The organism is Candidatus Hydrogenedentota bacterium, assembly GCA_019695095.1.
In the GTDB taxonomy this organism is placed as follows: Bacteria; Hydrogenedentota; Hydrogenedentia; order Hydrogenedentales; family SLHB01; genus JAIBAQ01.
In genome coordinates this window covers 1-22,053 of record JAIBAQ010000040.1, presented here as the reverse complement: position 1 = coordinate 22,053, position 22,053 = coordinate 1, and the positions used below count along the sequence as shown (strand labels likewise).

The window sequence follows — 22,053 nt, the reverse complement described above, 5'->3', positions numbered from 1 at the left end:
GTCAGAACACGCGGACTTCGTCCACGTAGCAGACCCCTTCACTGCCCACGTCGGAATGGTCGACCTCGGTACAGTTGTACGACACTTTGCCGACGAGAATACTTGGCGCTTCAGCGAGGAACATGCCCTTGTGCGAGAAGGTCCACACGCGTTCGAACTTGGCGCCATCGGTGCTGGATTCGACAACTCCCGACTGCTCGAGCCAGCGCACGCGCACCCAAACCCATTGGGATGGATCGTGCTTGCCGAACAATTGTTGTTCGCCGTTGAGGTCCGACTGCAAGCTTCCGTCACTTCGAAGCCCCACGCGGAAGAATGCGCCGGAAGGCCAACGCAATGCGACGGCCGGTCCCCACGACATGCCACCGTCCGTACCCTGCTTCATTCTGAACACAAAACCGTGCGCCGGCGCGGTCAGTGGATGAGTAAGGAATGCATAGGTGCTTGCCTTGGCGGTGATCGCCAGAACGCCATCTCTCGCTGCAAAAGCATTTGAGTTCAGGGGTGAGACGCTTGGAGTCCACTTCAGCAGATCGTCTGCCTTCGCAACGAGTCTTGCTTCTCCCCACGCAGGGGCGGCAAGCAAGGCATTCAACTCGGCCGACCGCGCTTCGCTTTTCGCGGCTACCTGTGCCTGACGATCATCGACGCCTTTGTCAACGGCGGCCTGCAATGCGTCTGTCAAATGGGCTTGATAGTCCTTGTGAACGACATCCATCACGGCAGGCTCTGCCAACCACCCGGCTATAGTGTGCATGCGCGCATTGACTTGCAGTAGCTTCTTCATCAGTTCCGGGGTGGGTTTGGAATTGTTGTTGCAGATGACGCCAATGCTGTTGCTTGCGTTGTAACCCGAGACAAAATACCGGAGATAGTCGAAGTCCCCGTAGTTGCCTTCGCGGCCTTCCCCGCGCAAGATGAAATCGACGTACGCGTCCGCCTGCGGCAGATAACAGAATCCGTGACCGAGCGCGGTGGTCGAGTGCCACTCGAGAATGCCATCCTCGCCCAACAATGCACGCGTCCGGCGAGCCAACGCATACAACGCGGGCACGCTCTTCATATATTGGCCATCGAAATACAGTCCATCGGGTTTGTACTCGCGCATGACCTTCGAAATCTCGTCCATGAAGAGATCGATATTAACCCCATCGGGCCAGCCGGGCGGGAAGCCGGTTTGCTCGAAGTGATCGAAACTGTTCATGGCCTTCGATTCGATGGGCGTACCCTTCAGGAAGTAATACGGACTGGTATAGACGATGAACCGCTGGCCGTGGTCATGCATGGTCTTGCGAACACGCGCGAATTCCGCTTCGCCGAGGCGCGGCACGAAGGCTAAATTCCAGTCCTTCCACAGCATAACCTCCGATTGCAGCAGGACCGTGTTGCCTTCCTGTGACCATGCGATCAGATCGTCGTCCTTCGGATAGCCGAGCGTGTTGGACCAATGCCACACGACATTGTCGGTGATGGAGCGTTTCCAGTCGTAGGGTTTGGGAGGGCAAATCCCAATCCACAGCACGCCGTCCGCGGGGATTGTCAGCTTCGTGATTTTGCTGCCGTATACGTTGTCGTCGAACTTGGTATTCGGATCCGAGGCAAACAGTCCATAGCCTCCCCACTCGTCGAGAATCAGGCAATTCGATTCATCCGGCGCATAGAATCCGATGTTGATCATGCGAGTAACGTCAATCGTCACCGCCTCGTGCGCGTGAAACATGAACAGAGAATCGCCGTTGACGCGAAGATCCAGCTTAGGTGTGTCGAACTGGGCAAACGCGAAGCCAGGGCCTGTATGCGTCAGCTTCGGAAGCGCGCCCACCCCTGCTATTTGCAGTTGCACGATTTCCCGTTCGTGTCCGATTCGTTGCCTGAGGGAACCCTTACCGGCGGTGTTCAGCGTGAATTGCGCGCCCGTTGTCACGACGCGCAAGGCATCGGACGAGACGGTCGCGCTGTCAACCTGCATGCCGCGCTGCGGATTCGGAAACACGTCCGGATTCATCAACTCTTGAAAGGTAGGCGCCGCCGCGTGTGCGAGGCCAGTTGCGGCAGTCAGCGTTAGCAACATCGTCAAGATAACAGCGTCGAATCGCGCGTGATTCGACGCAAAGGTCCAGTCATGTTTGCGCATGGTTTCCACTCCCCCCCAACCTGGAAATCGAACGTTCGCGACTATCATAGCCAATCGCGAAGCGAATCGCGCAATGGACGTCAGCGAATCGTATAGCTATAGAGTGAGGCGTGTTTCAGCACAAAACGCAAACGGATCTCGGCGCCTTTTGGCAATTCGCTGCCGCCTTTCCACTGGACTGCGCGCCTGAGCGAATCCTCGTTCATCACTTCACACTCGCTTGCTCCGTAGCCTTTCAGGACCTTTCCTTCGCCATCCAGTACCTCAATGGCAAGCGAACCCGTGGAAGCGTCGGCATTGACAACCAGCGAAGATCCAGGCGACAGGAACGAGTGCGTCTCGACGATTCCCTCTTCCTCTGCATCCAGCGACACAAACCGGTCGAGCGGCCAAGCCGCGCGCGCGATGGTCACACGCTTCTTCGGTGTATAGCCGCCGTGTGTGGTGTTGATTGCGGTGTAATAGACCCAGAGCTCGTCGCCAACGGCAACGGGCATGTTTGCAGTGCCCAAAATACAACCCGCGTCATACTCGTAAGGGCCATTGGGGATGACCGGCGAGCGGTCTTCGCAGCGTTTCCACACACGGCCATCACGGCTATGGACCAACTGTACGTCGATGGGGCCGTCCTGCCCGCTCTGCTCGGGGCCTTTTTCCGCGGGCTCGCCGCGGTAGCGGAAATGCGTGACGAACCCAAGATACTGGCCTCCATACGGGAAGGCCGCCATGTTGTAGAAGTGGGAACAAATGCCATCTTCCGCCTTCGTCTGCGCATCGTCGATTTCGTCTGGAGCCATCACGAGTACAGGGGCGCTCCACGTTTGAAGGTCCCTGCTCGTGGAGAGATATACAAGCCTTCTACTGAACCCCCGGTAGTCGTGGGACTTCTTAAAGAACGCCAAGTATTCACCGGTCTTCGGGTCTAGGGTGAGCGTGCACGTATCGCCACCATCCAACACCGGCTCGTTCGGGTTCGGCGTCCAATGCAGGCCATCTGAGCTGGTTGCCGTGGTATACCCGGACTTCTTGCCCCCTTTGGAACGCCCGAACATCACATAGCGCATCTCGGGATCGGATTGATTCGCATTGAACACAATGCTTGGACTGTGAAAGTCGAAGACGATGTTGGTGTGCGGATTGCCTCCAAACGAGAAGAGATTCAGTTCGGGCCGATCCCAGCGAATACCGTCGGCTGAGGTCGCATAGAGCACATGGTTCTTGGCCTGGTCGCCGAGCTTGGGATCGCGCGCGGTGCCGGCCAGCGTATCCCCTGCGCTCATATACCACATGCGGAACCCATTCGTCGCGGCGTCCGGCAGCACCGTACCGTACACGTATACCCGGTTCCCCTCCCACGGCTTTTCGGGTATCAATACCGGTTCGCTGAGCTTGCTGCATGCATGCGCACGACGCAAGACACCCTGTTTTCGCGCGACGCAGATGTCGTCAACAAAGAGCTGCGACACACTGGCTTCGGGGGTATTAGCGGCGGCAAGTCCGACGACTAAGACAGCACATCCGGCAAAGAACATTGCGTCCCCATTCTCCCTGAAAGGGTCAATCCAAGAGCACTTCACCGGACTTTGAATCAAGTACGGTTGTGGTCCATGGCTCCAGCACAATAGTGTGGAGCGCACCATTTGGCAACACGAGGTTTCGCGGACCGCCAGTTTCGGTGTGAATCCAGAGCACCTCGGAATCGGCGTGCAACACGTCGTTCTTGTCATTGTAGATATGCGCTCCACCTTGCCGGAATAGCTCACGCAGCAACGCCGGATTTTTGAGGGGCAGCGCGGAGTACCACACGGTGATCCCCGCAACTGTCTTGCGGGCCAGCGCCACTTCACGCGAACCTCCGTAGTATCCGAGCGTCTCGCTCTGCGGATCGACGATCTGAAATGTCGGCGAGGTCCAGGCATCCTGAATAGTGATGTCGATGCGCGTCTCGGGAAATCCGGGAGCAAGCACGTTTTCGCGAATGAGGAGTTGCGGCGGCAGGTTCACTGTCGATTTCTCCACGTTGAACCCGGTAATCGCGCTCACCCGTTCCACGCTGAGCGAGTTTCCGTCCGTGTATCCCGGCGCGTATACCCACACAACCGTTCGGTTGGGTGTCAATACCCGTTCCTTGATGAAAGCCACGTGAGCGTCCGTCAAGTACGGGGTGAACCCAAAGACAATGGTCCGGTAGGGAGTCAGATCGAGCAGCGGCAAATCGTCCAGATAAGCGAGATCGAACACGGCCCCGCTCTTGTAGGAATCGGCCACGGTGCGATTCAGCGCTTCAAATGACAACGTCTCCGTGCGATCCCAGTGGGCCGACTGATTGTATCCTCCCAGATACATGGGGGCGAGATAGTAGAAGCAGCGGGTGTCATACACAATCAACACGTCGGCCGCCGAACGGCGCGGCCTTTCTTGCAGCGCTCGCGCAAACTTCAGTTCTTCCCTGGCTTCCCGCATCAGATCCGGGTGGTCCCACCAACCTCCGTCGCCGTTACCGCCCGCGCGTCCAAAATCGAACCACCACATGCCTGCTCCATTCGTGAAACAATGGGCGTTGTTGCGCCGCATGGTGGCGATGGAGTCTTCAATGTTCGCGGGGGCAAAGGGTCCGGGCCGCGAGAAGTGATCGCCGTACAGCGTCGGATGGTCGTTCTCACTGATCCATAGCTTGCCGTGGGCCTGGATGCTGGCCATGAGGCAACGGAAATGTCCCGTCCCTCCCAGAAAACGCGCATCAAATTCGTAGGAGAAGGGAGACGATAAGAAGTCGACGAAGGGCGATTCGAGGACTGTACGTGCTTCAAGGTGACCGCCCGATGCCTGATGCGAGAGGTGTAAGACGTAGGCGTGGAATAAGCCCGTCAGTATCGGGCGAGACCATGACTCCTTGACAATGCGGCAGAAGTGAAGCGGCACCTTCGCCACAAGTTCCTGGTGGCACTGGTAGTAGTCGATGGCCCGCCGTTCGGTCTGCGGATCGCGGAACATCTTCTCGTGCGTGCGGAAACGCGTGTTCAGATCAGGGACCGTCGCATTATCAAGTGAAGCGGAAGCATCCTTCCACGCGGCGCGAAGCGCCTCGTTCGTCCCATACCGCTCGGACAGCCAATCACGGAAGTGACGGGTCATGGCCGCGCCCGTATCCGGTTCAAACTCAAAGCCGGGATAGAACCACTCCCCCCATTCCCCACCGCAAATGAGCACCGCGAAAAGCGAATTGCCCTCGTCAGAATTCGCAAGGCCGCGTAAAAGTATCGACAATTGATCGCCCGCCTCATCCAACCAGCGTTGCGATGCGAAACTGACTCGTTTCCGGTCTTGCGGCTTTGCACGCGCTTCTTCGGGGATATTGGAGCCAGGAATCAACGCATAGTCGACTCGGTCTTCAGGGTGCTTATCCAGCCACCATCCCGGGGGCTCGACGTTGAGGCGCAACAGGACTGCCGCGTCGGCCCGTACGTCTCGTATTGCCCTAATCTGACGCCGGACATAATCGACGTCAACTCCCGACTCAGTCCAGAGTCCTCCCAGTCCGGCCTCGCAGGCAAATAAGCGATATCCTGCTTGGGCGAAGTCTTTAAAGTGGTCTTGCGCCCCAGGCAGCCAGGGTTCGCTCGAGAGCCGTCCCGTGGGGTGATAGATCATCGCGGGTTCAGGATTGCCGTTCAGGAAAATCGTTTGCCTGCCCATGTAGGGTCTCAGTTCCGCCGAGATGGGCGCCCCGCTCAGGATAGCAACGAGTATGGCCGCAAAACTCGTCGTCATACATCCTCTCTCCCCTTGATGCTATTTGGCAATTGGAAGATCGACTCACCGTTAGTCTCTATGACGTGCCGATACCAGTACGCTGAATCTTTCCAGATACGTTCTTGAGTTTCGAAATTGACGTACACAAGTCCCAGCCGTTCTTTGTAACCCTCTGACCACTCAAAATTGTCGAGAAGGCTCCAATGAAAATACCCGCGCACTTCGGCTCCCTCGGTCATGGCCCGGGCCAGTTCGCGCAGGTAGCGGGCCGTGTAGTCGATGCGCTGGGGATCGTGAACGCCACCATCCAGCGACACCCAGTCCGTGCAGGACGCGCCGTTTTCCGTGATCACGATTGGGGCACGATAGCGTTCATAGAACCACTTTACGCCCCAATACATGGCCTCGGGCGTCACTACCATCTTGAAGGCGTTGAGAGGAATGTTCACCGGCCACGGCGCATCCTCGGGCATGACCGAATCACCCGCGCGGACATAACTTCCCGCATAGAGATTAGCACCGAAAAAGTCGGGGCGCGCATGGATAGTTGGAAGGTCATGCGCGAATCCATCGGGCATGTCCCGTTCGCACAGCGAGAGCATGTCGTCGGGGTAGGAGCCGAAGAAGATCGGATCAAGCCACCACGTGTTGGACCAGCACGTTTTCTTTTCGAAGCGGAACATCTTGTCTTGCGCCGCACGCTGGTCCTCGGGAGAGTCTGTGGCAGGAATACACACGACTGCATGCGGCGCAAGGCCGACGGAACACTTCGACGCACTGCGCGCGCGCAGTGTCTGCGTAGCCTTTCCGTGGGCCAAAAGCACGTGATGGCCCACTCGGAGAAGCTCGGGAAACGGCAACTTCAAACCAGGCGCATGCTCGCCTCGCTCATACCCCATTCCGACGAAAATCTGGGGCTCGTTGAACGTTACCCAGTGGGAGACGCGGTCGGAAAGACGCGCGACTGCCGCTTCCGCGTAAGAAGCGAACCAGTCGGCACTTTCCCGGTTGAGCCAACCGCCCCGGCAATGAAGCGCGTACGGAAGGTCCCAATGAAAAAGGGTGACGTGAGGCACAATACCTGCCTCACACAAGGCATCTACGAGTCGATCATAGAAGTCCAGTCCCGCCTGGTTTGCGCTTCCAATGCCTGCCGGGAAAATTCGCGGCCACGACAGACTGAAGCGATATGCGCGCAGTCCCATGCGGCGCATGGTGTCAATGTCTTCGCGATACCGGTGATAATGGTCGCACGCGGTCTTAGACGTGTGCCCGAGCCAGATGCGGCCAGGCGTTTGCTCAAAGGCGTCCCAAATGGACTTACCTCTGCCGTCCTCCTGCGCAGCCCCCTCGATTTGCTGTGCCGATGTGGCGGCGCCCCACAGGAAATCTCTTGGAAATGCGAGCATGGCCCTCTTCCCAATTGCCCAAACCAACTAGAAGAAGTCGGAGTCTCTGTTTCCGCCCCGTGCTCGCGCGGTTCTTTGCCCCCTCGCCGTGTATGATATCGAATCCCTGCTCCAGGAAGGAACCGAATTCTGGCAACAACGGCGTTGTCACAGGTCGACACCGCATCTAAAATAGAAACAGGAACGCACGGGACTAGCTACATCATAGAAAGGACTGCGGGGTGTCTATGTACCAACAGAATACAAAGCTAACGAGTCTCATATGCTTAGTGATTGCCACGGCATTTTTGTGCGTTGCCGCTCCGGCGCAAAACCTGGACTTGAGCTCCGCTACCGTGTGTGTCGATGGAAATCGCAACGCGGCCCGTGTGGCGGCCACGGTTCTTTCGGAAGAAGTCGAGAAGCGTTGCGGATTGAAGTGGCAAATCGTGGGCAAGCGTCCCTCGCATGGAACCGTGATTGAGGTGCTCGTAGAATCCAATGTCTCGAAATTATCCGATGCCTACCGAATTGAGACTTCTCAGGAACCGGACTCCACCCGTGTCCGCATCGTAGGCGCGAGCAAGCGTGGCGCGCTGTTTGGCGTCGGGTATCTCCTTCGAAAGTTGGAGTGGCGGCCAGGCACGGCGTATCTGCCACATCCCATAAACGTGTCGGCATCGCCTGAGTATGCGATTCGCGGACACCAACTGGGTTACCGAGCCACGGCGAATTCCTACGACGCGTGGACGCCAGAACAGTACGACCAGTATATTCGCGAGCTCGCCCTGTTCGGCACGAATGCCATCGAGACTATTCCGATACAAGACGAGCGGCCGACGGTAGGGTCTACGCCACGACAGGTCATGGACCGTGCGGTTAGCGCATCGTGCGACAAGTACGGACTGGACTACTGGATCTGGACGCCTGCCAGCTTCGACTTGAACGACACGGCTTTGCGCGCCAAGGCGCTCGACGAGCACGAAGAAGCGTATAAGGGATTCAAGAGACTCGACGCCGTGTTCTTTCCCGGCGGCGATCCAGGAGACAATCCGCCCGAACTTGTTATGCCGTTTCTCGAAGATGTCTCCAAACGCTTGATTAAGTACCACCCCAAGGCAAAAGTCTGGGTATCGCTTCAAGGCTTCACGGATGCGCAGGTCGATGTGTTCTACGCGTGGATGGAAGAACACAAACCGACATGGCTGGGTGGCGTAGTGGCCGGGCCTTCCAGCCCGTCCATCTCCGAGACGCGCTTGCGTCTCGATAAACGGTACGGGATTCGTCACTATCCGGATATAACGCACGTCATCCGGGCCCAGTACGCCGTGCCCTGGATAGACCCCGCGTTTGCGTTCACTCTGGGCCGAGAGCCGGTCAATCCGCGACCCGTGTTTTATCGCACTGTGCACAACAATCTCGCGCCGTATACGAATGGATTTCTGACGTATTCAGACGGCATTCACGACGATGTGAATAAAGTCGTGTGGAGTTCTCTGGGATGGAACACGCAGGCCGATCTCCGCGAGATATTGACCGACTACGCTCGATTGTTCTTCGGCCCCGATGTTGCCGAGACCGCTGCAGACGGCATCTTCGCCTTGGAAAAGAACTGGGAGGGTTCGCTCGCGAATAACGGCGGTGTAGATGCTACTCTTGCCCTTTGGAAGGGAATCGAAGAGAAGTCGCCACAACTTTCCGGGAATTGGCGTTGGCAACTCTGCCTGCTTCGCGCCTATTACGACACATACGTGCGGCATCGCCTAATCAACGAATCGGGCTTGGAAGAAGAAGCAAATGCCCGAATGCTCGAAGCCTCGACGGCAGGATCGGAAAAGGCCATTGACGCGGCGCTGGCCGCGCTAGCCCGTGTAGATACGGCTCCAGTCCGGCCCGAGCTGCGGCAACGAATCGTAGACTTGTGCGAAGCATTGTGGCAGTCGATTGGATTACAGACCAGCGTGGAGAAGTATAAGGCCAGCGGCGCGGAGCGCGGAGCTGTGCTCGACTACGTGGATTATCCACTCAACAACCGCTGGTGGCTTGAAGACGAGTTGGCAAAAGTACGCGCGTTGCCTGATGAGACTTCCAAAGTCGCGCGATTGCGTGAACTTGCCATGTGGGAACACCCCGGCACAGGGAGCTTCTACGACGACATCGGCAATGTAGCCCAGTGCGATCACGTTATCCGTTCGGAAGCCGCCAACACACTTCTTGACCCGGACCGCGCAGCCATCCCCGATTTCATGTGGTGGGATAGCGGCAAGCGGCGCGTGCGGCAGTCGTGGATGAGCAAGATGGACTGGCCCGACGGACTGCGTTACATGGGACTGGACCCCAACGCGGATTATGTGTTTCGGACGACAGGCGTGAGCTCTTGCCTTCCGCGCGCGAACGGTGTCCGCCTCATTCCCACACAGGACGGCCGTGAGGTGGGCGACATTAAGGAATTCCCCGTCCCCCGCCGTGCCTACCGTGAGGGAAATCTAACCATAACATTCGACATACCCTTCGAACCCGGCATCAATTGGCGTCAAATGTCGCGCATTTCGGAGGCTTGGCTCATCAAGAAGTGAGTGATGCCGCTTCGCCGAGCTAGTTGTGATGTGACCGTGATCGATCTGCGGGTGAATTTCCATTTCTACCCCAAGTGAAGTTGGGGGACGCGGCGTTCATGCGCCGCACTGAATGGAAGGGATGACCCATGAAGTACCGGGGATTCACCCTGATCGAGTTGTTGGTAGTCATCGCGATTATCGGGATTCTGGCCGCAGTGTTGTTGCCCGCATTGGCGCGAGCCCGGGAGGCGGCGCGGCGCGCATCCTGCGCGAACAACTTGAAGCAGTGGGGCATCGTTTTCAATATGTACTCCGCCGAAAACAGGGAGATGTACCCGGATCTTCAGCGGTTACTACCAGGATTCGACCACAATCTCCTTGGGGTGGATATGCGCAGTGTCTACCCGGAATACATGACCGATCCGAAGCTCATTCTGTGTCCGTCGGATTCGCATGTCGAAGGCAATACATACGATAGCGGCATCCTGGAATTGGAGCAGGGCGTCGACCGAATCAATGCCCTTATTGCTCAAGGGAAGGCCAACGCCAACTGCATGCTGACTCATCTCAGCTATTCCCGGTCGTACTGTTACTTCGGATATGCCATGACGCACGGAGCAACTGCGCGGCTGGTCTGGAAATCCAACGAATACGCAAATACGGGCGTCAGAGACTTCTATCAGGGAGGAAGTATTGACGAGCTAAAGCTGGACGTCGGCCCGGAATGCCCGTATGCAGAAGGGCAGCCAAATCAGGCGCAGTCAGGAGACGGCGGGTTTTGGGTCGGAGTCTATGAGATTCCGGAGGGAATGCGCGAAGAGTACGCCGCGAACGGAATCAACAAGGACGGAGCAATCGCGTTCGCGGGTAAAGATGCGCTACTGACATGGGTGACTTCATCCAAAATTCTGGAACGCGCCGTGGGGTTCGACGAATCCGGCGATATGATCCTCGGACCTGATTTGGTCTATCACCTTCGCGAAGGAATCGAGCGATTCCTAATTACAGACGTCAACAATCCGGCAGCAAGCGCCAAAGCGGCCGCGGATATCCCCACGATGTGTGATGCGTGGGGGACGGTCAAGAAAGTGAATGGCTCGGATACCGGGTTGGCAGCGATTCCGGCATTCAATCATGTGCCCGGCGGCGCAAACGTGTTGTATGCGGATGGGCACGCCGAATTCTTGAAATACACGCAATACGGCGGCAAGTTCCCCGTCATTGGATACGATGACCGGTATCCTCAAAAGGTGCAGATCTGGGCTTCGTATATCCTGGAGGGCACTGCGGGATAGCAAATCCCGAGAGCCCCCGTGTCAGTGAAGAAGGTCACTCCAGCTTGAGGAGAACCGTTGCTATGCCGCGTCCACGCACGGCGATCTTCTGTCCTTTTGCCAGCGGTGTGCCGTTTTCACCGAAAAGGTCGGTCAACAGCATTGCCTTGGGCTTCACGCCCTCCAGATGGATCGTCGTTTCTGCGCTTTGACCCGAGGGGTTGTACAAGCGAGCCAGCACACCGCCTTCGGTCGGCAACAATTCACTAAGTATGACGGGGCCCTTGTCCAACGCGACGAACGACTGCTTCGCCGTCGCGTGGCCGTCCACACAGGCGGCACCCGTACGGCCCGGCGTCAAGTCAAGCGTGCGCGCCCATCCAAATTGCGTGGCGGCGACAGGATCGAACGGCGCATCGGACAGGCGCACGGAAAACGCGAAGCGGATGTCGCCGCCTTGAGACGCTTTGTAGTTCGTGTGCCAATAATTGTTGAACACGTACGCGTAGAGAATATGCCGATTGCCGTTCAGGCGGTTTGGCCATAATCCCCGATTGATGTCGCCCACGCAGAATAGCGGCGCATCGGGCGCTGCCACGTAAGCCGAACCCGTGTTGTTGCCTACCGCCGCAAACGTGTTGACGCAATACCACTCACGGCAAGCGCCCGGCATCTGGTCCGTGTCAGCCTCAATGATTCCATACGGCAGTTCAATGAAGGCTTTCGCTTCATCCGGCGTATTCAACCCGAATGGGAAAACGAAATACCCCGCTTCTTTCTCAAGTGTTTCCTGTTTGTGAACAACGTTCACGACGTCCAGCGTACCGTCGGCGTGAAGCACGAGATCCGTGTCCACCGGCGAAACTGCCCCACCCGCGCGCTGGATGTGAAGGACCGCTCTCGCGGGTCCGTTCTCCACCAGGCTGACTGTCGCGGAATCGTGTGTATTTACCGCAAGATCCGTGCAGCGCTTGGCCGGGGGATGAATCATCGCAGTGCCGTTTCCGCCGGTTACGTACAGGTATTGGTTCAGGCCATAACCTGATTTCGCGTCCACCCACTCTCTACCGGTCGCGGTGTCGGTGATGCGATCAAGGCCGCCTGTTTTCGGGTCAATGTGAATGCGGTACTTCGATGTCTTCCACGTGTAGTCGTCGCCGTCTTTGAGAAGCAAACCCTCTACGGCCTTCTTCTTCGTTGTCAGTTCAAAGATGCGGTAACCCATCGCAGGGACTCGGGGCGCGACAAAGCACAATCCTCCGTCGGCGGTCTTCTGAGCAGGAACGAATCTTCCGGTGGACTTGTCTCGAACCGCGTTGACGGCGGATTCGCATGGAACGCTGACGGGCACATCACGCTCCCATGACAATGGGTTGGAGACAAGCAAGGTGCGTCCGCTCTCGTTCGGTCGAGCGCCGGCCAATGTGCAGAGCGCGGTATTGCCGTTTTGCGCCCACGCTTTACCTTGCTTCAACGACCTGTCCGCGTAGGCTGCTTTACGGGCCCACTGCCCAGAGGTCTGCGGATTGTTCGGGTCGCTGATACTCACCGCGGAACCCCACGTGTGTTCGTCGTAGTAGAGGATTTCCTTCCATGCGTCCGCATACGTGTCGAGCGTCGCATCGCCGTGACCTTTTGCCGCGGCCAGCGCGCCCCATTTCTCTGCCGCGCAAAGGTCAGCCTTGGCCCAGCGGACCATAGCCGTTTCGGCAGCCGAAGACGCCGCTCCGTCTTCCCAGAACACGCCCATGTCGCCGCGGTACACAGGCAGCGCGTTGCCAAAATTCTCTTCCACATAGCGGAAGTATTCGTCCGGCGTTGACAGAATCACCTTCGGAAAGTCCCACTTGCGGTTCCATTCCGCGGCCACATCCGCATAGCTGGGAGACATTACTCTATTGTCGACGAAACCTCCGTTGATGAAAATGGCGTCGCACGGATAGTCTTCGCGCGTGAACGACTTCATGAATCTCGGGAGGGTGGCCTCCATCGAATCGAGGCTCTCCTGCATTCGGATTTGGCACACCTGGAAGTACGTTCGCGTGAACGTCGTGAGCAAACGCGAACCGTCCGGGGATTCCCACCAGAACGGAGACTGAATCATCTCGGGGTCGGCGTGTTTGAACACGGGTCCACGATCCTCGTTGATCGCTTCCGAAAAGTATTTCACGCCGGCTGCCCGGAAAAGCATCGGCAGGGTACCCACCGACGTGGGCACGTCGTTGAGCGAGGCCATTTCCACGGGCACGCCCAGGCTGCGCCCGTATTTCTGGGCAGGACGCAGCAACCACATCATTTCTTCACCGGAACACATGCCAGTCAACATGTTCAGATAGAGCGCCGTCAGCCCCAATTTCCGGTCTCGAATGGCCTGCTCAATCGCAGGTACCGCGTCAGGCCTGAGTTCCTTTATCCAATCCGCCTGCGCAAATACCTCGAGGCTGTATTTGAAATCCGGGTTGGATTTGGAGGCATCCAGGGAAAGCATGGCGTTGTTCACGTGCAGTTCCATGCACTTTTCTTGCAGGTCCGTGTAGCCAATATCCGTGTGCGTCGAGGCCGCCACGAATAGCTTGTACTGCTTCTCGGGAAAGGCCTTAAAAGCGGCCTCCTCCACTTTGTCGCCGACGGTTAGCTGCACGCGGCGGCTTTCCGTTTGCGTGAACGGCGGTACAAGCAGGTGGAACGCTTGCGCGCCTTGTTTAATGTCGATTGCCTGACTCGTTTCGGGCGAATCGGCCAACACCAGCGTGCCCGTGCCTTCGAGCCCCGCGTTTTCGATTTCGACTCGGACCGCTTGCTTCAGCACGCCATCCACGTTCTTGAACATCGGTGTACTTGACGCGTTGATCCGGCTCACTTGCGGCGTATTCGGTATCCCCGACTCCAGCGTCACTGCGTCAAAGAGCATCCACGATCCGGCCGTGGTGGTAAGCGTGACGGTGTTTTCACCACGGCGCAGCCAGTTCCCCGGAAACACGAACGGCTGTGCGTGCCGCCGCCCTGCGTGCGAGTCGGTCAATGACGGGTCGCCGGCGCCTCCCGGCAATTGAACCGCCGGGCATTCGTGTCCGTTTACCGTCACGGCCAATACCGGCGCGGAGGGCTGCGTATCACAGAGGTAGACCATAATGCGGCACGCGCTCTTCGGCGCCTTGCGCATGCGCCACTTCACGGAATAGGGATGGGTCTTGGATTCCGCCCACGCGTCATCGGGTCCGGGTTGGATGTAGGGCCAGTTCTTTCGCGCCGTGCTCGCGCCAACCGTGAATGTCACATCCTGCGGAAATGCCTTCGAATAGTCCGCATACGCACCGGCAATGGCAAACTCCCCATAGCTGCCGTCCACATGACCTATACTCCAAATCGATTCCGCCGCCGCCACACCCGACAGCAACATGGACAACCCGAGAATCGCCGCAACAGTTTGAGTTCGCATGGCCCCATCTCTCTCTTGGTTGAGAACCCCCATTCACGCTATGAACGAGTATAGGCGAATCGCATCCCATTTGGCGAGGCGATTCAGGAGATGGAACTGGTCTAGTTACACGAAAGAGAGTTCCAGTGGAGCAAATTGCATAGAAACCCTGGCAGGAATCTCGCACATTGGATCCTGCTGCCAGGAGCTTTCATTTGCATCGTCCAGAAGCACCGTGAGATGCTCATTTCTAAAGAGGGACATGGAATGAGACGACAACAAAGATCCGTGCTTCTGGTGGCAAAGGGTGTACAGATGCTCTGTGCGTCTGCGGTGCTTGTGTGCTGCGCGAGCCAACTTGCAGGCGCCCAGCAGCCTGGCTGGCCGGCCTTTCGCGGCCCATACGGCGATGGACATGTGCTCGCAGAGGGAGATACGAAAACCATCGGCCTTCCCCTCCACTGGAGCGAGACTGAGAATGTAAAGTGGAAATCGGCACTGCCACTCCAGGGATGGTCCACGCCCGTGGTAATGGACGGCCAGGTGTGGATGACTTCGGCCACCGAGGACGGCAAGGAATTCCACGCCAACTGCCTGGATGCCAATACAGGCGCCGTGCTCTTTGATGAAACGGTGTTTACCTGCGACAACCCCGAACCCCTTGACAACGAAGTGAATGGATACGCCTCTCCTTCCCCAGCTATCGAACATGGCCGCGTATACGTCCATTTCGGCAGTTACGGCACAGCATGCCTGGACACGGCGACAGGGAAAGCTCTGTGGAAACGGACGGACCTCCCATGCCGTCACCTTCGGGGGCCGGGATCTTCTATCATTCTTTTCAAGCACTTGCTGATCCTGACGCTTGACGGCGTGGACCAGCAATACCTCACTGCGCTCAATAAAGACACGGGAGAAACCGTGTGGAGAACAGACCGGACAACGGAATGGAATGACCTGGACGAGCAAGGCAAGCCCATACGCGAAGGCGATTGGCGCAAATCCTATACTTCGCCAATTATCATCGACGTTGCCGGTAAGCCGCTCCTGATTAGCGTCGGGTCAAAGGCAACCTACGCATACGAACCCCTGACCGGCAAAGCTGTCTGGAACGTTCCCATGCCAGGATTCACGCCCGCCGCAAGCCCGGCATACGGAGCCGGGCTGGTGTTTGTATTTACAGGGCAGGGCCAGGTAGAGATGTGGGCCATACGTCCGGATGGACAGGGCGACGTGAGCAACAAGCACATTGCGTGGAAGACCGACGAGGCAGCCATAATCCCGCTGGAGCCTTCGCCTATCGTCATCGACGGTTTGCTGTACCTGTGCAGCAATCAGGGGATGGTAACCTGTATGGAAGCACGGACTGGCGCCAAAGTGTGGGCGAAGGATCTCGGCGGAAACTTCTTGTCCTCTCCGATTTACGCTGATGGCAAGCTGTATTTCTCGAGCACGCAAGGCAAGACAACGGTATTCAAGGCAGGACCAACGCTTGAAATCCTTGCCACAAACGAACTCGAGAACGGGTTCATGGCGTCGCCCGCGGTAGATGGCAAAGCCCTGATATTGCGGACCAAGACCCATGTGTACAGAATTGAAGAAACGCCAAACTAACCACACTGAGCACGCGAGCGGAAAGGGATTCACGATGGGCATCGATCGCCGCACATTTCTAAGGACGATTATGGCGGCGGGTACCGTAAGCGGAGTCCCGGTTGCATTTGCGCATTTGGCTCCCGACGTGCGGTCGAGCGTGTGGACCGCGCTTGATCAAGTTGCCTTTGCAGCGGCACAACAAACCGGCTGGCCGGAATTTCGCGGCCCGTTCGGCGATGGACACGTTCGCCCGCAGGGAGACACGCAGCCAGTCGGATTGCCCGTATCGTGGAGCGAAACGGAAAACGTAAAGTGGAAGACGGCTCTGCCGCTGAAGGGCTGGTCGACGCCCGTGGTACTTGATGGCCAGGTTTGGATGACCATGGCGACCGACGAGGGCACGGAATTCTTCGCTGTCTGTCTGGATGCGAAGACGGGCGAAATACGTTTCAACGAGAAGGTCTTCACGTGCGACAAGCCTGAGCCGCTTGGCAACGGCGTCAACGGCTACGCTTCGCCTTCTCCCGTCATCGAAGCAGGCCGAGTGTACGTCCATTTCGGAGTCTACGGAACCGCGTGTCTGGACACGACAACCGGCAAGCCCATTTGGAGTCGAAACGACCTGCCGTGCCGTCACTATCGCGGGCCCGGCTCGTCGCCCATCATTTTCGAGAACCTTCTTGTATTGACGTTCGATGGAGTCGACCAGCAGTACCTGACCGCGCTCGACAAGACCACCGGCGAGACACGATGGAGAACCGACCGAACCACGAAGTGGAATGACCTCGACGAGACAGGCAAGCCCAAACGCGAGGGAGATTATCGCAAGGCGTTCAGCACGCCGTTGGCAATCAAAGTGGGCTTGTCGTATCAACTGGTAAGCGCCGGTTCGTCTTCAGCCTTCGCGTACGAACCGCTCACGGGCAAGGAAATCTGGAACGTACCCACGACCGGTTACACATCCGCGTCACGTCCGGTCTATGGCGACGGACTCGTGTTCGTGGTATCGGGCCGGGGCGAAAGCGAGTTGTTGGCGATTCGGCCCGATGGACATGGCGACATTAGCGAAACGCATGTCGCGTGGAAGACTGCCGAGTCGGCCATTCTTCCGCAGGAACCTTCGCCGATCTTCATCGACGGCCTTCTCTACCTGATCAGCAATAGCGGAATGATCACGTGCCTGGAAGCGGCAACCGGAGCAAAGGTCTGGGAGCAGAAGGCGGGCGGCAACTACGTGACTTCGCCGATATTCGCGGATGGCCACATCTATTTCTCAAGCACGCAAGGAAAGACCACGGTTCTCAAGGCGGGCAAGACTCCGGAAATCGTCGCGACGAATGAACTTGAAGACGGCTTCATGGCGTCGCCCGCTGTTGACGGCAACGCACTCATACTGCGGACAAAGACGCACGTCTACCGCATTGAGGGATAGGTTCTCGGAAGCGAGTCAGTGAATTCGGGGGGCGTGCCGCGCCAACGGCACGAGAAAGGAACTGTCATGCCGGAAATTCAGTTGGGTCTTAATACCGAGGCATTTCGACACGCGGACAAGCCACTTGAATACGCCTTGGCCGCAATTCGCAAGCAAGGTTATCGATACTGCGAATTGAACATGTTAAATGGCCGCGATCTGCTATGCGAAGCGGGTTACTACGGCGCGGTAAGCATGGAACGCGATCCGCTTGAGGTCCGCGAGATTGTCGAACGTTTCGGACTGAAGGTCAGCGCGGTGTCCGCACACGCGCCCATGGCCCAACCCGAAATCAGCGTCCCATTCCTTACACGCGCCATCGAATATGCGGACGCGCTTGGCGCAGGCTGTGTGTGTACCGACGAGGGCGTCGTTCCTGATTGGATGTCGAAGCGGCAAGCGTTCGATGTTATCTACTATACGTTGCGGCGCGTATTGCCTGTCGCCGAGCGCCACAAGGTGCACATCGCGCTGGAACCGCATCAGAAGTATTCGGTCAAACTGAACACGTATCTCGAACTCCTGAATCTCGTGAAGTCGCCCTACTACAATTGCAATCCTGACACCGGCAACGTGTTCATGGCAGGGCAGGACCCCTACGCATTTCTTGAGGCCATCGCCAAGCGGGTCGTTCACGTGCATGCCAAAGACATCGGCGGTGTGGTCATGAGCGACCGCGGAAAAGTGACGGGCGTACCGTCCGGTTGCGCATGCGGAGAAGGTGTGCTCGACTGGAATCGCATCGTAAAAATACTCCGCAAGGCAGGTTTCAAGGGCGTGCTCTCGGTGGAGTGCAGCTCGGAAGAACAAGGCCGCGTGAGTCTGGGCCACTTGAACAAGGTCTTGCGAAAGAAGTAGTCGCATGGAATGGGGGGATAGAAGCATGAAACTGACTCGACGGCAATTCCTGAAATACTCGGCAGCGACCGGCGCTGCGGCGGCGTTGCCCAACATCGTTCCCGCCTCCGTTTTCGGCGCGGAAGGTACGCCGGCCCCAAGCAATCGCATCACCCTTGGATGCATCGGCGTGGGAAGCATGGGCACAAACAACATGGGCAAGTTTCTCGATCTCGACGATTGCCGGGTCGTGGCCGTATGCGATACCTATGAAGATCGGCGGCAAAAAGCGAAGCAACTGGTTGACGAAAGGTACGGAGACACCGGTTGCGCCATGTACGGCGATTTTCGTGAGGTGTTGGCGCGCGAGGACATCGATGCGGTGGTGATTACCGCGCAAGATCATTGGCACGCGCTCATGGCAACTGCCGCGGTCAAGGCGGGCAAGGACATGTATTGCGAGAAACCGCTGGGCGTGTCGGTGGAGCAATGCCGCATCATTCGCGATGCCGTGCGCGGCGGCAAGCGCGTATTTCAAACTGGCACCTGGCAGCGTTCGCTCAAGGACTTTCAGCACGCGTGCACCCTTGCGCGAAATGGGTATGTCGGAAACATACACACCATCGAGGTGTCCGCGCCGGGAGCGCATTACCGTCCGAAATACTCCGGCACGCTTGATCCCCAACCCGTTCCAGAGGGATTTGATTGGAACATGTGGAGAGGCCCCGCGCCCGACAAGCCTTACAACCTCGGCCGCGTCGAGTGGCCTGATTGGTACCTGATCTGGGATTACTGCGTCGGGTTCATCGCCAATTGGGGCGTCCACCATCTGGACATTGCCAACTGGGGTTGCCCGCGCGTCGGCCAAGTGCCGTTTGAAGTCGAATGCAAGGCAGACTATCGCCACGAGTCTTTCACCGACAACGTAAACGCGTGGGAAGGCACGTTCACGTACGAAGACGGCCTGAAGTTGATTTTCAAGGACAGCAGCAAATTCGAAGAAGGCGACTTCAAACAGGCGGGCTGCTGTTTCATTGGCGACGAAGGATGGGTCCACGTCGATCGCGCGGGGATCTGGGCCGCGCCAGAGTCTCTTCTCAAAGTCGAATTCAAGGATACGGATACAAAGCTTACCGATTCGACAAATCACGGCGGCAACTTTTTGGAGTGCGTGCGCAGCCGCAAGGATCCCGTGTCTGATGTGGATGCCGCCCACACGGCTTCCTACATGGGCATGCTCGCCGACATCTCCGCGCGTCTGGAGCAGAAGCTGAAGTGGGACCCCAAGACCGAACGGTTTATAGACAATGACAAGGCCAATTCGATGCTGGTTCGCCCCATGCATAACGGATGGAAACTGACATGAAGCACGTACGCCTTCTTTCACTAATCCTCGTCGCAACTGCTGCGGCGCATGCACAATCACCGTTCGGCTGGCGCGTGGGACCGGCAGCGTGGAGCTTCAAGGAGTTCACCTTCTTTGAAGCGGTGGACAAAACTGCCGCCGTGGGCATGTCCTATATCGAGGCGTTTGAAGGACAACGGGTTCGCCCGGATTCGGACGCCGTTTTGAACGCGGAACTGCCTGACGACATGATCCAGCAGATCAAGGCAAAGCTCGATGAGTCCAAAGTCCGGATGACGAGCATGTACATCCACAACATTCCCACGGACGAGGGCGTGTGTAAACGCACCTTTGAATTTGCGCGCAAACTCGGACTGGAGTTCATCGTCTCGGAACCTGCGCCCGAGGCTCTCGACACCATCGAGAAGTACTGCAACGAGTTTGGCGTCAACTTGGCCATTCACAATCATCCCGAAGGCAGTTCGCGCTATTGGAATCCCGCGGAAGTGCTTAAGGTGTGCGAGGGGCGTGGGCCGCGCATCGGCGCGTGCGGCGACACCGGGCACTGGTTGCGCTCCGGGCTTAAGCCCGCGGAAGCCGTCCGGCTACTTGGCAAGCGCCTGCTCTCTCTTCACGTGAAGGACCTCGACAAGGCGGCGCTCGACGCGCACGACGTGCCTTGGGGGCAAGGTGCGGGCGATATCGCCGGAGTCTTGAAAGCCGTGTATGAATTACGGCTGACGCCTGGCCTGTTCACGGTCGAATACGAATCGGATTGGTTGAACAACATGCCGCAAATCGAGGCGTGCGGCGCGTGGTTTAAGGAACACGTTGCCGCACTCGCCGCATCCGCAAACCGCGAGGACCCGCTCTACGTCGGTTGGGCCACCGCTGACATTACGCCAGAGAAGCCAGTGTCGCTGGCAGGCCAACTCAACAAGCGCATTTCGACGAAAGTACGCGATCCGCTGACCAGTACTGCGCTTGCTATCGAGACGCGCGGTCCCAACGGCGAATCCGAACAGGCCGTTTTGGTCTCTTGCGATCTCGTATCGGTTGACAAGGCCACTGCAGGCGCTATCCGCGAAGCCGTCAAATCGCGAGCGGCGGATATCGACACGCGCAAGATCGTAATCAGTGCCACCCATACCCACACCGCGCCTGTTCTGGATGGCAGCGTATTCAAGGGACTCTACGACGTGGTTGAGAGCGACGGTGCGATGAAGCCGGAAGAGTACCGCGCGTTCTTCATTGACAGGGTGGCGGGAGCCATTGCCGAAGCCTGGCAAAATCGCGCTCCAGCAAGCATGAACTGGGCTTTGGGCAGCGCCGCCGTAGGCATCAACCGAAGAGCGCAATATGCGGATGGCACGGCCGTGATGTACGGCGACACCCGCCGAGGCGACTTCATGGGCTTTGAAGGCGGCGCCGACCCCGCCGTCCAACTCCTCTATTTCTGGAGGCCCGATCAAACCTTGACCGGGGTGCTTATCAACGTGCCGTGTCCGGCGCAGGAAACAGAAGGGTTATCGGAAGTCTCTGCCGATTTCTGGCACGATGTTCGTCAAGAACTCCACCGCCGCCACGATCCCAATTTGTTCGTTCTGCCGCAGATCTCCGCCGCCGGCGACGTTTCGCCGCATACGATGTTCCGCAAAGCCGCTGAAGAGGCCATGCTTGCGCGGCGCGGTATTTCGCGACGCGAGGAGATCGCGCGCCGTATCGTGAACGCCGTGGACGATACGCTCCCTACGGCCAACAAAGATGCCAAGTCCGCGATTGTACTGAAGCACGACCTCATCGAACTCGATTTGCCGGAGATCCAGCCGCCTCGCGAACCTTTCTACGTGACGGATTCGGTTCATCCGATCGTGTGTCACGTGCTGCGAATCGGCGATGCCGGAATGGCGACCAATCCGTTCGAGTTGTTCCAGGACTATGGCATACGCATCCAAGCGCGCAGCAAACCCGTACTGACGTTCTTGGTGCAGCTTACGGATTCGAATGGCGGATACCTTCCGACGGCGAAGGCAATTCCCGGCGGCGGCTACAGCGCGGATAAGTTCATCGTCAGCCCGGAAGGCGCGCAGTTGCTGGTGGACACGACAGTCGCGCGGCTGGACTACTTCTGGCCCTGACAACCCCGGTCGACAAAAAGAAATGGTGAACGGGGCGGGATTCGAACCCGCGGCCACCGGATTAAAAGTCCGATGCTCTACCGACTGAGCTACCCGTTCACGTGGCGAGAAAGACACAAAAGCGAGCCCAAGCGGGCCCGC

12 protein-coding genes, 1 tRNA gene and 1 pseudogene are annotated in these 22,053 nt (G+C 57.9%); 8 read left to right on the top strand and 6 right to left on the bottom strand.

The window, feature by feature from the left end:
- Window position 1: 1 nt before the first annotated feature.
- The 4 genes from K1Y02_09045 to K1Y02_09030 form a co-directional block, all read right to left on the bottom strand.
- A complete protein-coding gene (locus K1Y02_09045; protein MBX7256493.1) occupies window positions 2-2,134 on the bottom strand; it encodes a hypothetical protein in 2,133 nt (710 codons plus the stop codon).
- 80 nt (window positions 2,135-2,214) lie between these two features.
- Window positions 2,215-3,666, bottom strand: coding sequence for a hypothetical protein (locus tag K1Y02_09040; GenBank protein MBX7256492.1), 1,452 nt, complete (start codon window positions 3,664-3,666; stop codon window positions 2,215-2,217).
- A gap of 25 nt (window positions 3,667-3,691) precedes the next feature.
- Window positions 3,692-5,905 carry a hypothetical protein gene (locus tag K1Y02_09035; protein ID MBX7256491.1) on the bottom strand — a complete coding sequence of 738 codons (2,214 nt, stop codon included), beginning with the start codon at window positions 5,903-5,905 and terminating at the stop codon, window positions 3,692-3,694.
- Window positions 5,902-7,296 (bottom strand): beta-glucosidase, encoded by a 1,395-nt coding sequence (locus K1Y02_09030; protein MBX7256490.1) that lies wholly within the window; start codon window positions 7,294-7,296, stop codon window positions 5,902-5,904. The genes K1Y02_09035 and K1Y02_09030 overlap by 4 nt, the downstream gene beginning before the upstream one ends.
- A gap of 227 nt (window positions 7,297-7,523) precedes the next feature.
- Here K1Y02_09030 and K1Y02_09025 point away from each other — a divergent pair, with 227 nt between their 5' ends.
- From K1Y02_09025 to K1Y02_09015, 3 genes and pseudogenes are all read left to right on the top strand, one after another.
- Window positions 7,524-9,851 (top strand): hypothetical protein, encoded by a 2,328-nt coding sequence (locus tag K1Y02_09025; GenBank protein ID MBX7256489.1) that lies wholly within the window; start codon window positions 7,524-7,526, stop codon window positions 9,849-9,851.
- A gap of 128 nt (window positions 9,852-9,979) precedes the next feature.
- Window positions 9,980-10,063, top strand: a pseudogene (locus K1Y02_09020) (prepilin-type N-terminal cleavage/methylation domain-containing protein).
- Between the two features lie 159 nt (window positions 10,064-10,222).
- The gene (locus K1Y02_09015) at window positions 10,223-11,128 is read left to right on the top strand and encodes a hypothetical protein (GenBank protein ID MBX7256488.1); all 906 of its coding nucleotides are present in this window, start codon (window positions 10,223-10,225) and stop codon (window positions 11,126-11,128) included.
- A 34-nt stretch (window positions 11,129-11,162) separates the two neighbouring features.
- Here K1Y02_09015 and K1Y02_09010 read toward each other — a convergent pair whose 3' ends face one another.
- Window positions 11,163-14,546: a hypothetical protein gene (locus tag K1Y02_09010; GenBank protein ID MBX7256487.1), complete on the bottom strand. Its 3,384-nt coding sequence runs from the start codon at window positions 14,544-14,546 to the stop codon at window positions 11,163-11,165.
- 246 nt (window positions 14,547-14,792) lie between these two features.
- Between K1Y02_09010 and K1Y02_09005 the strand changes: the two genes are divergently transcribed.
- The 5 genes from K1Y02_09005 (at window position 14,793) to K1Y02_08985 (ending at window position 21,912) form a co-directional block, all read left to right on the top strand.
- The gene (locus K1Y02_09005; GenBank protein ID MBX7256486.1) at window positions 14,793-16,139 is read left to right on the top strand and encodes a PQQ-binding-like beta-propeller repeat protein; all 1,347 of its coding nucleotides are present in this window, start codon (window positions 14,793-14,795) and stop codon (window positions 16,137-16,139) included.
- 34 nt (window positions 16,140-16,173) lie between these two features.
- Window positions 16,174-17,553, top strand: coding sequence for a PQQ-binding-like beta-propeller repeat protein (locus K1Y02_09000; protein MBX7256485.1), 1,380 nt, complete (start codon window positions 16,174-16,176; stop codon window positions 17,551-17,553).
- 66 nt (window positions 17,554-17,619) lie between these two features.
- Window positions 17,620-18,450, top strand: a complete 831-nt coding sequence (locus K1Y02_08995) for a sugar phosphate isomerase/epimerase (GenBank protein ID MBX7256484.1) — start codon at window positions 17,620-17,622, stop codon at window positions 18,448-18,450.
- Between the two features lie 25 nt (window positions 18,451-18,475).
- Window positions 18,476-19,795 (top strand): Gfo/Idh/MocA family oxidoreductase, encoded by a 1,320-nt coding sequence (locus tag K1Y02_08990; protein ID MBX7256483.1) that lies wholly within the window; start codon window positions 18,476-18,478, stop codon window positions 19,793-19,795.
- Window positions 19,792-21,912 carry a TIM barrel protein gene (locus tag K1Y02_08985; GenBank protein MBX7256482.1) on the top strand — a complete coding sequence of 707 codons (2,121 nt, stop codon included), beginning with the start codon at window positions 19,792-19,794 and terminating at the stop codon, window positions 21,910-21,912. Before K1Y02_08990 ends, K1Y02_08985 begins: the two co-directional genes overlap by 4 nt.
- A 23-nt stretch (window positions 21,913-21,935) precedes the next feature.
- Here the strand turns inward: K1Y02_08985 and K1Y02_08980 are convergent.
- A tRNA-Lys gene (locus tag K1Y02_08980) sits at window positions 21,936-22,011 on the bottom strand.
- Between the last annotated feature and the right edge of the window lie 42 nt (window positions 22,012-22,053).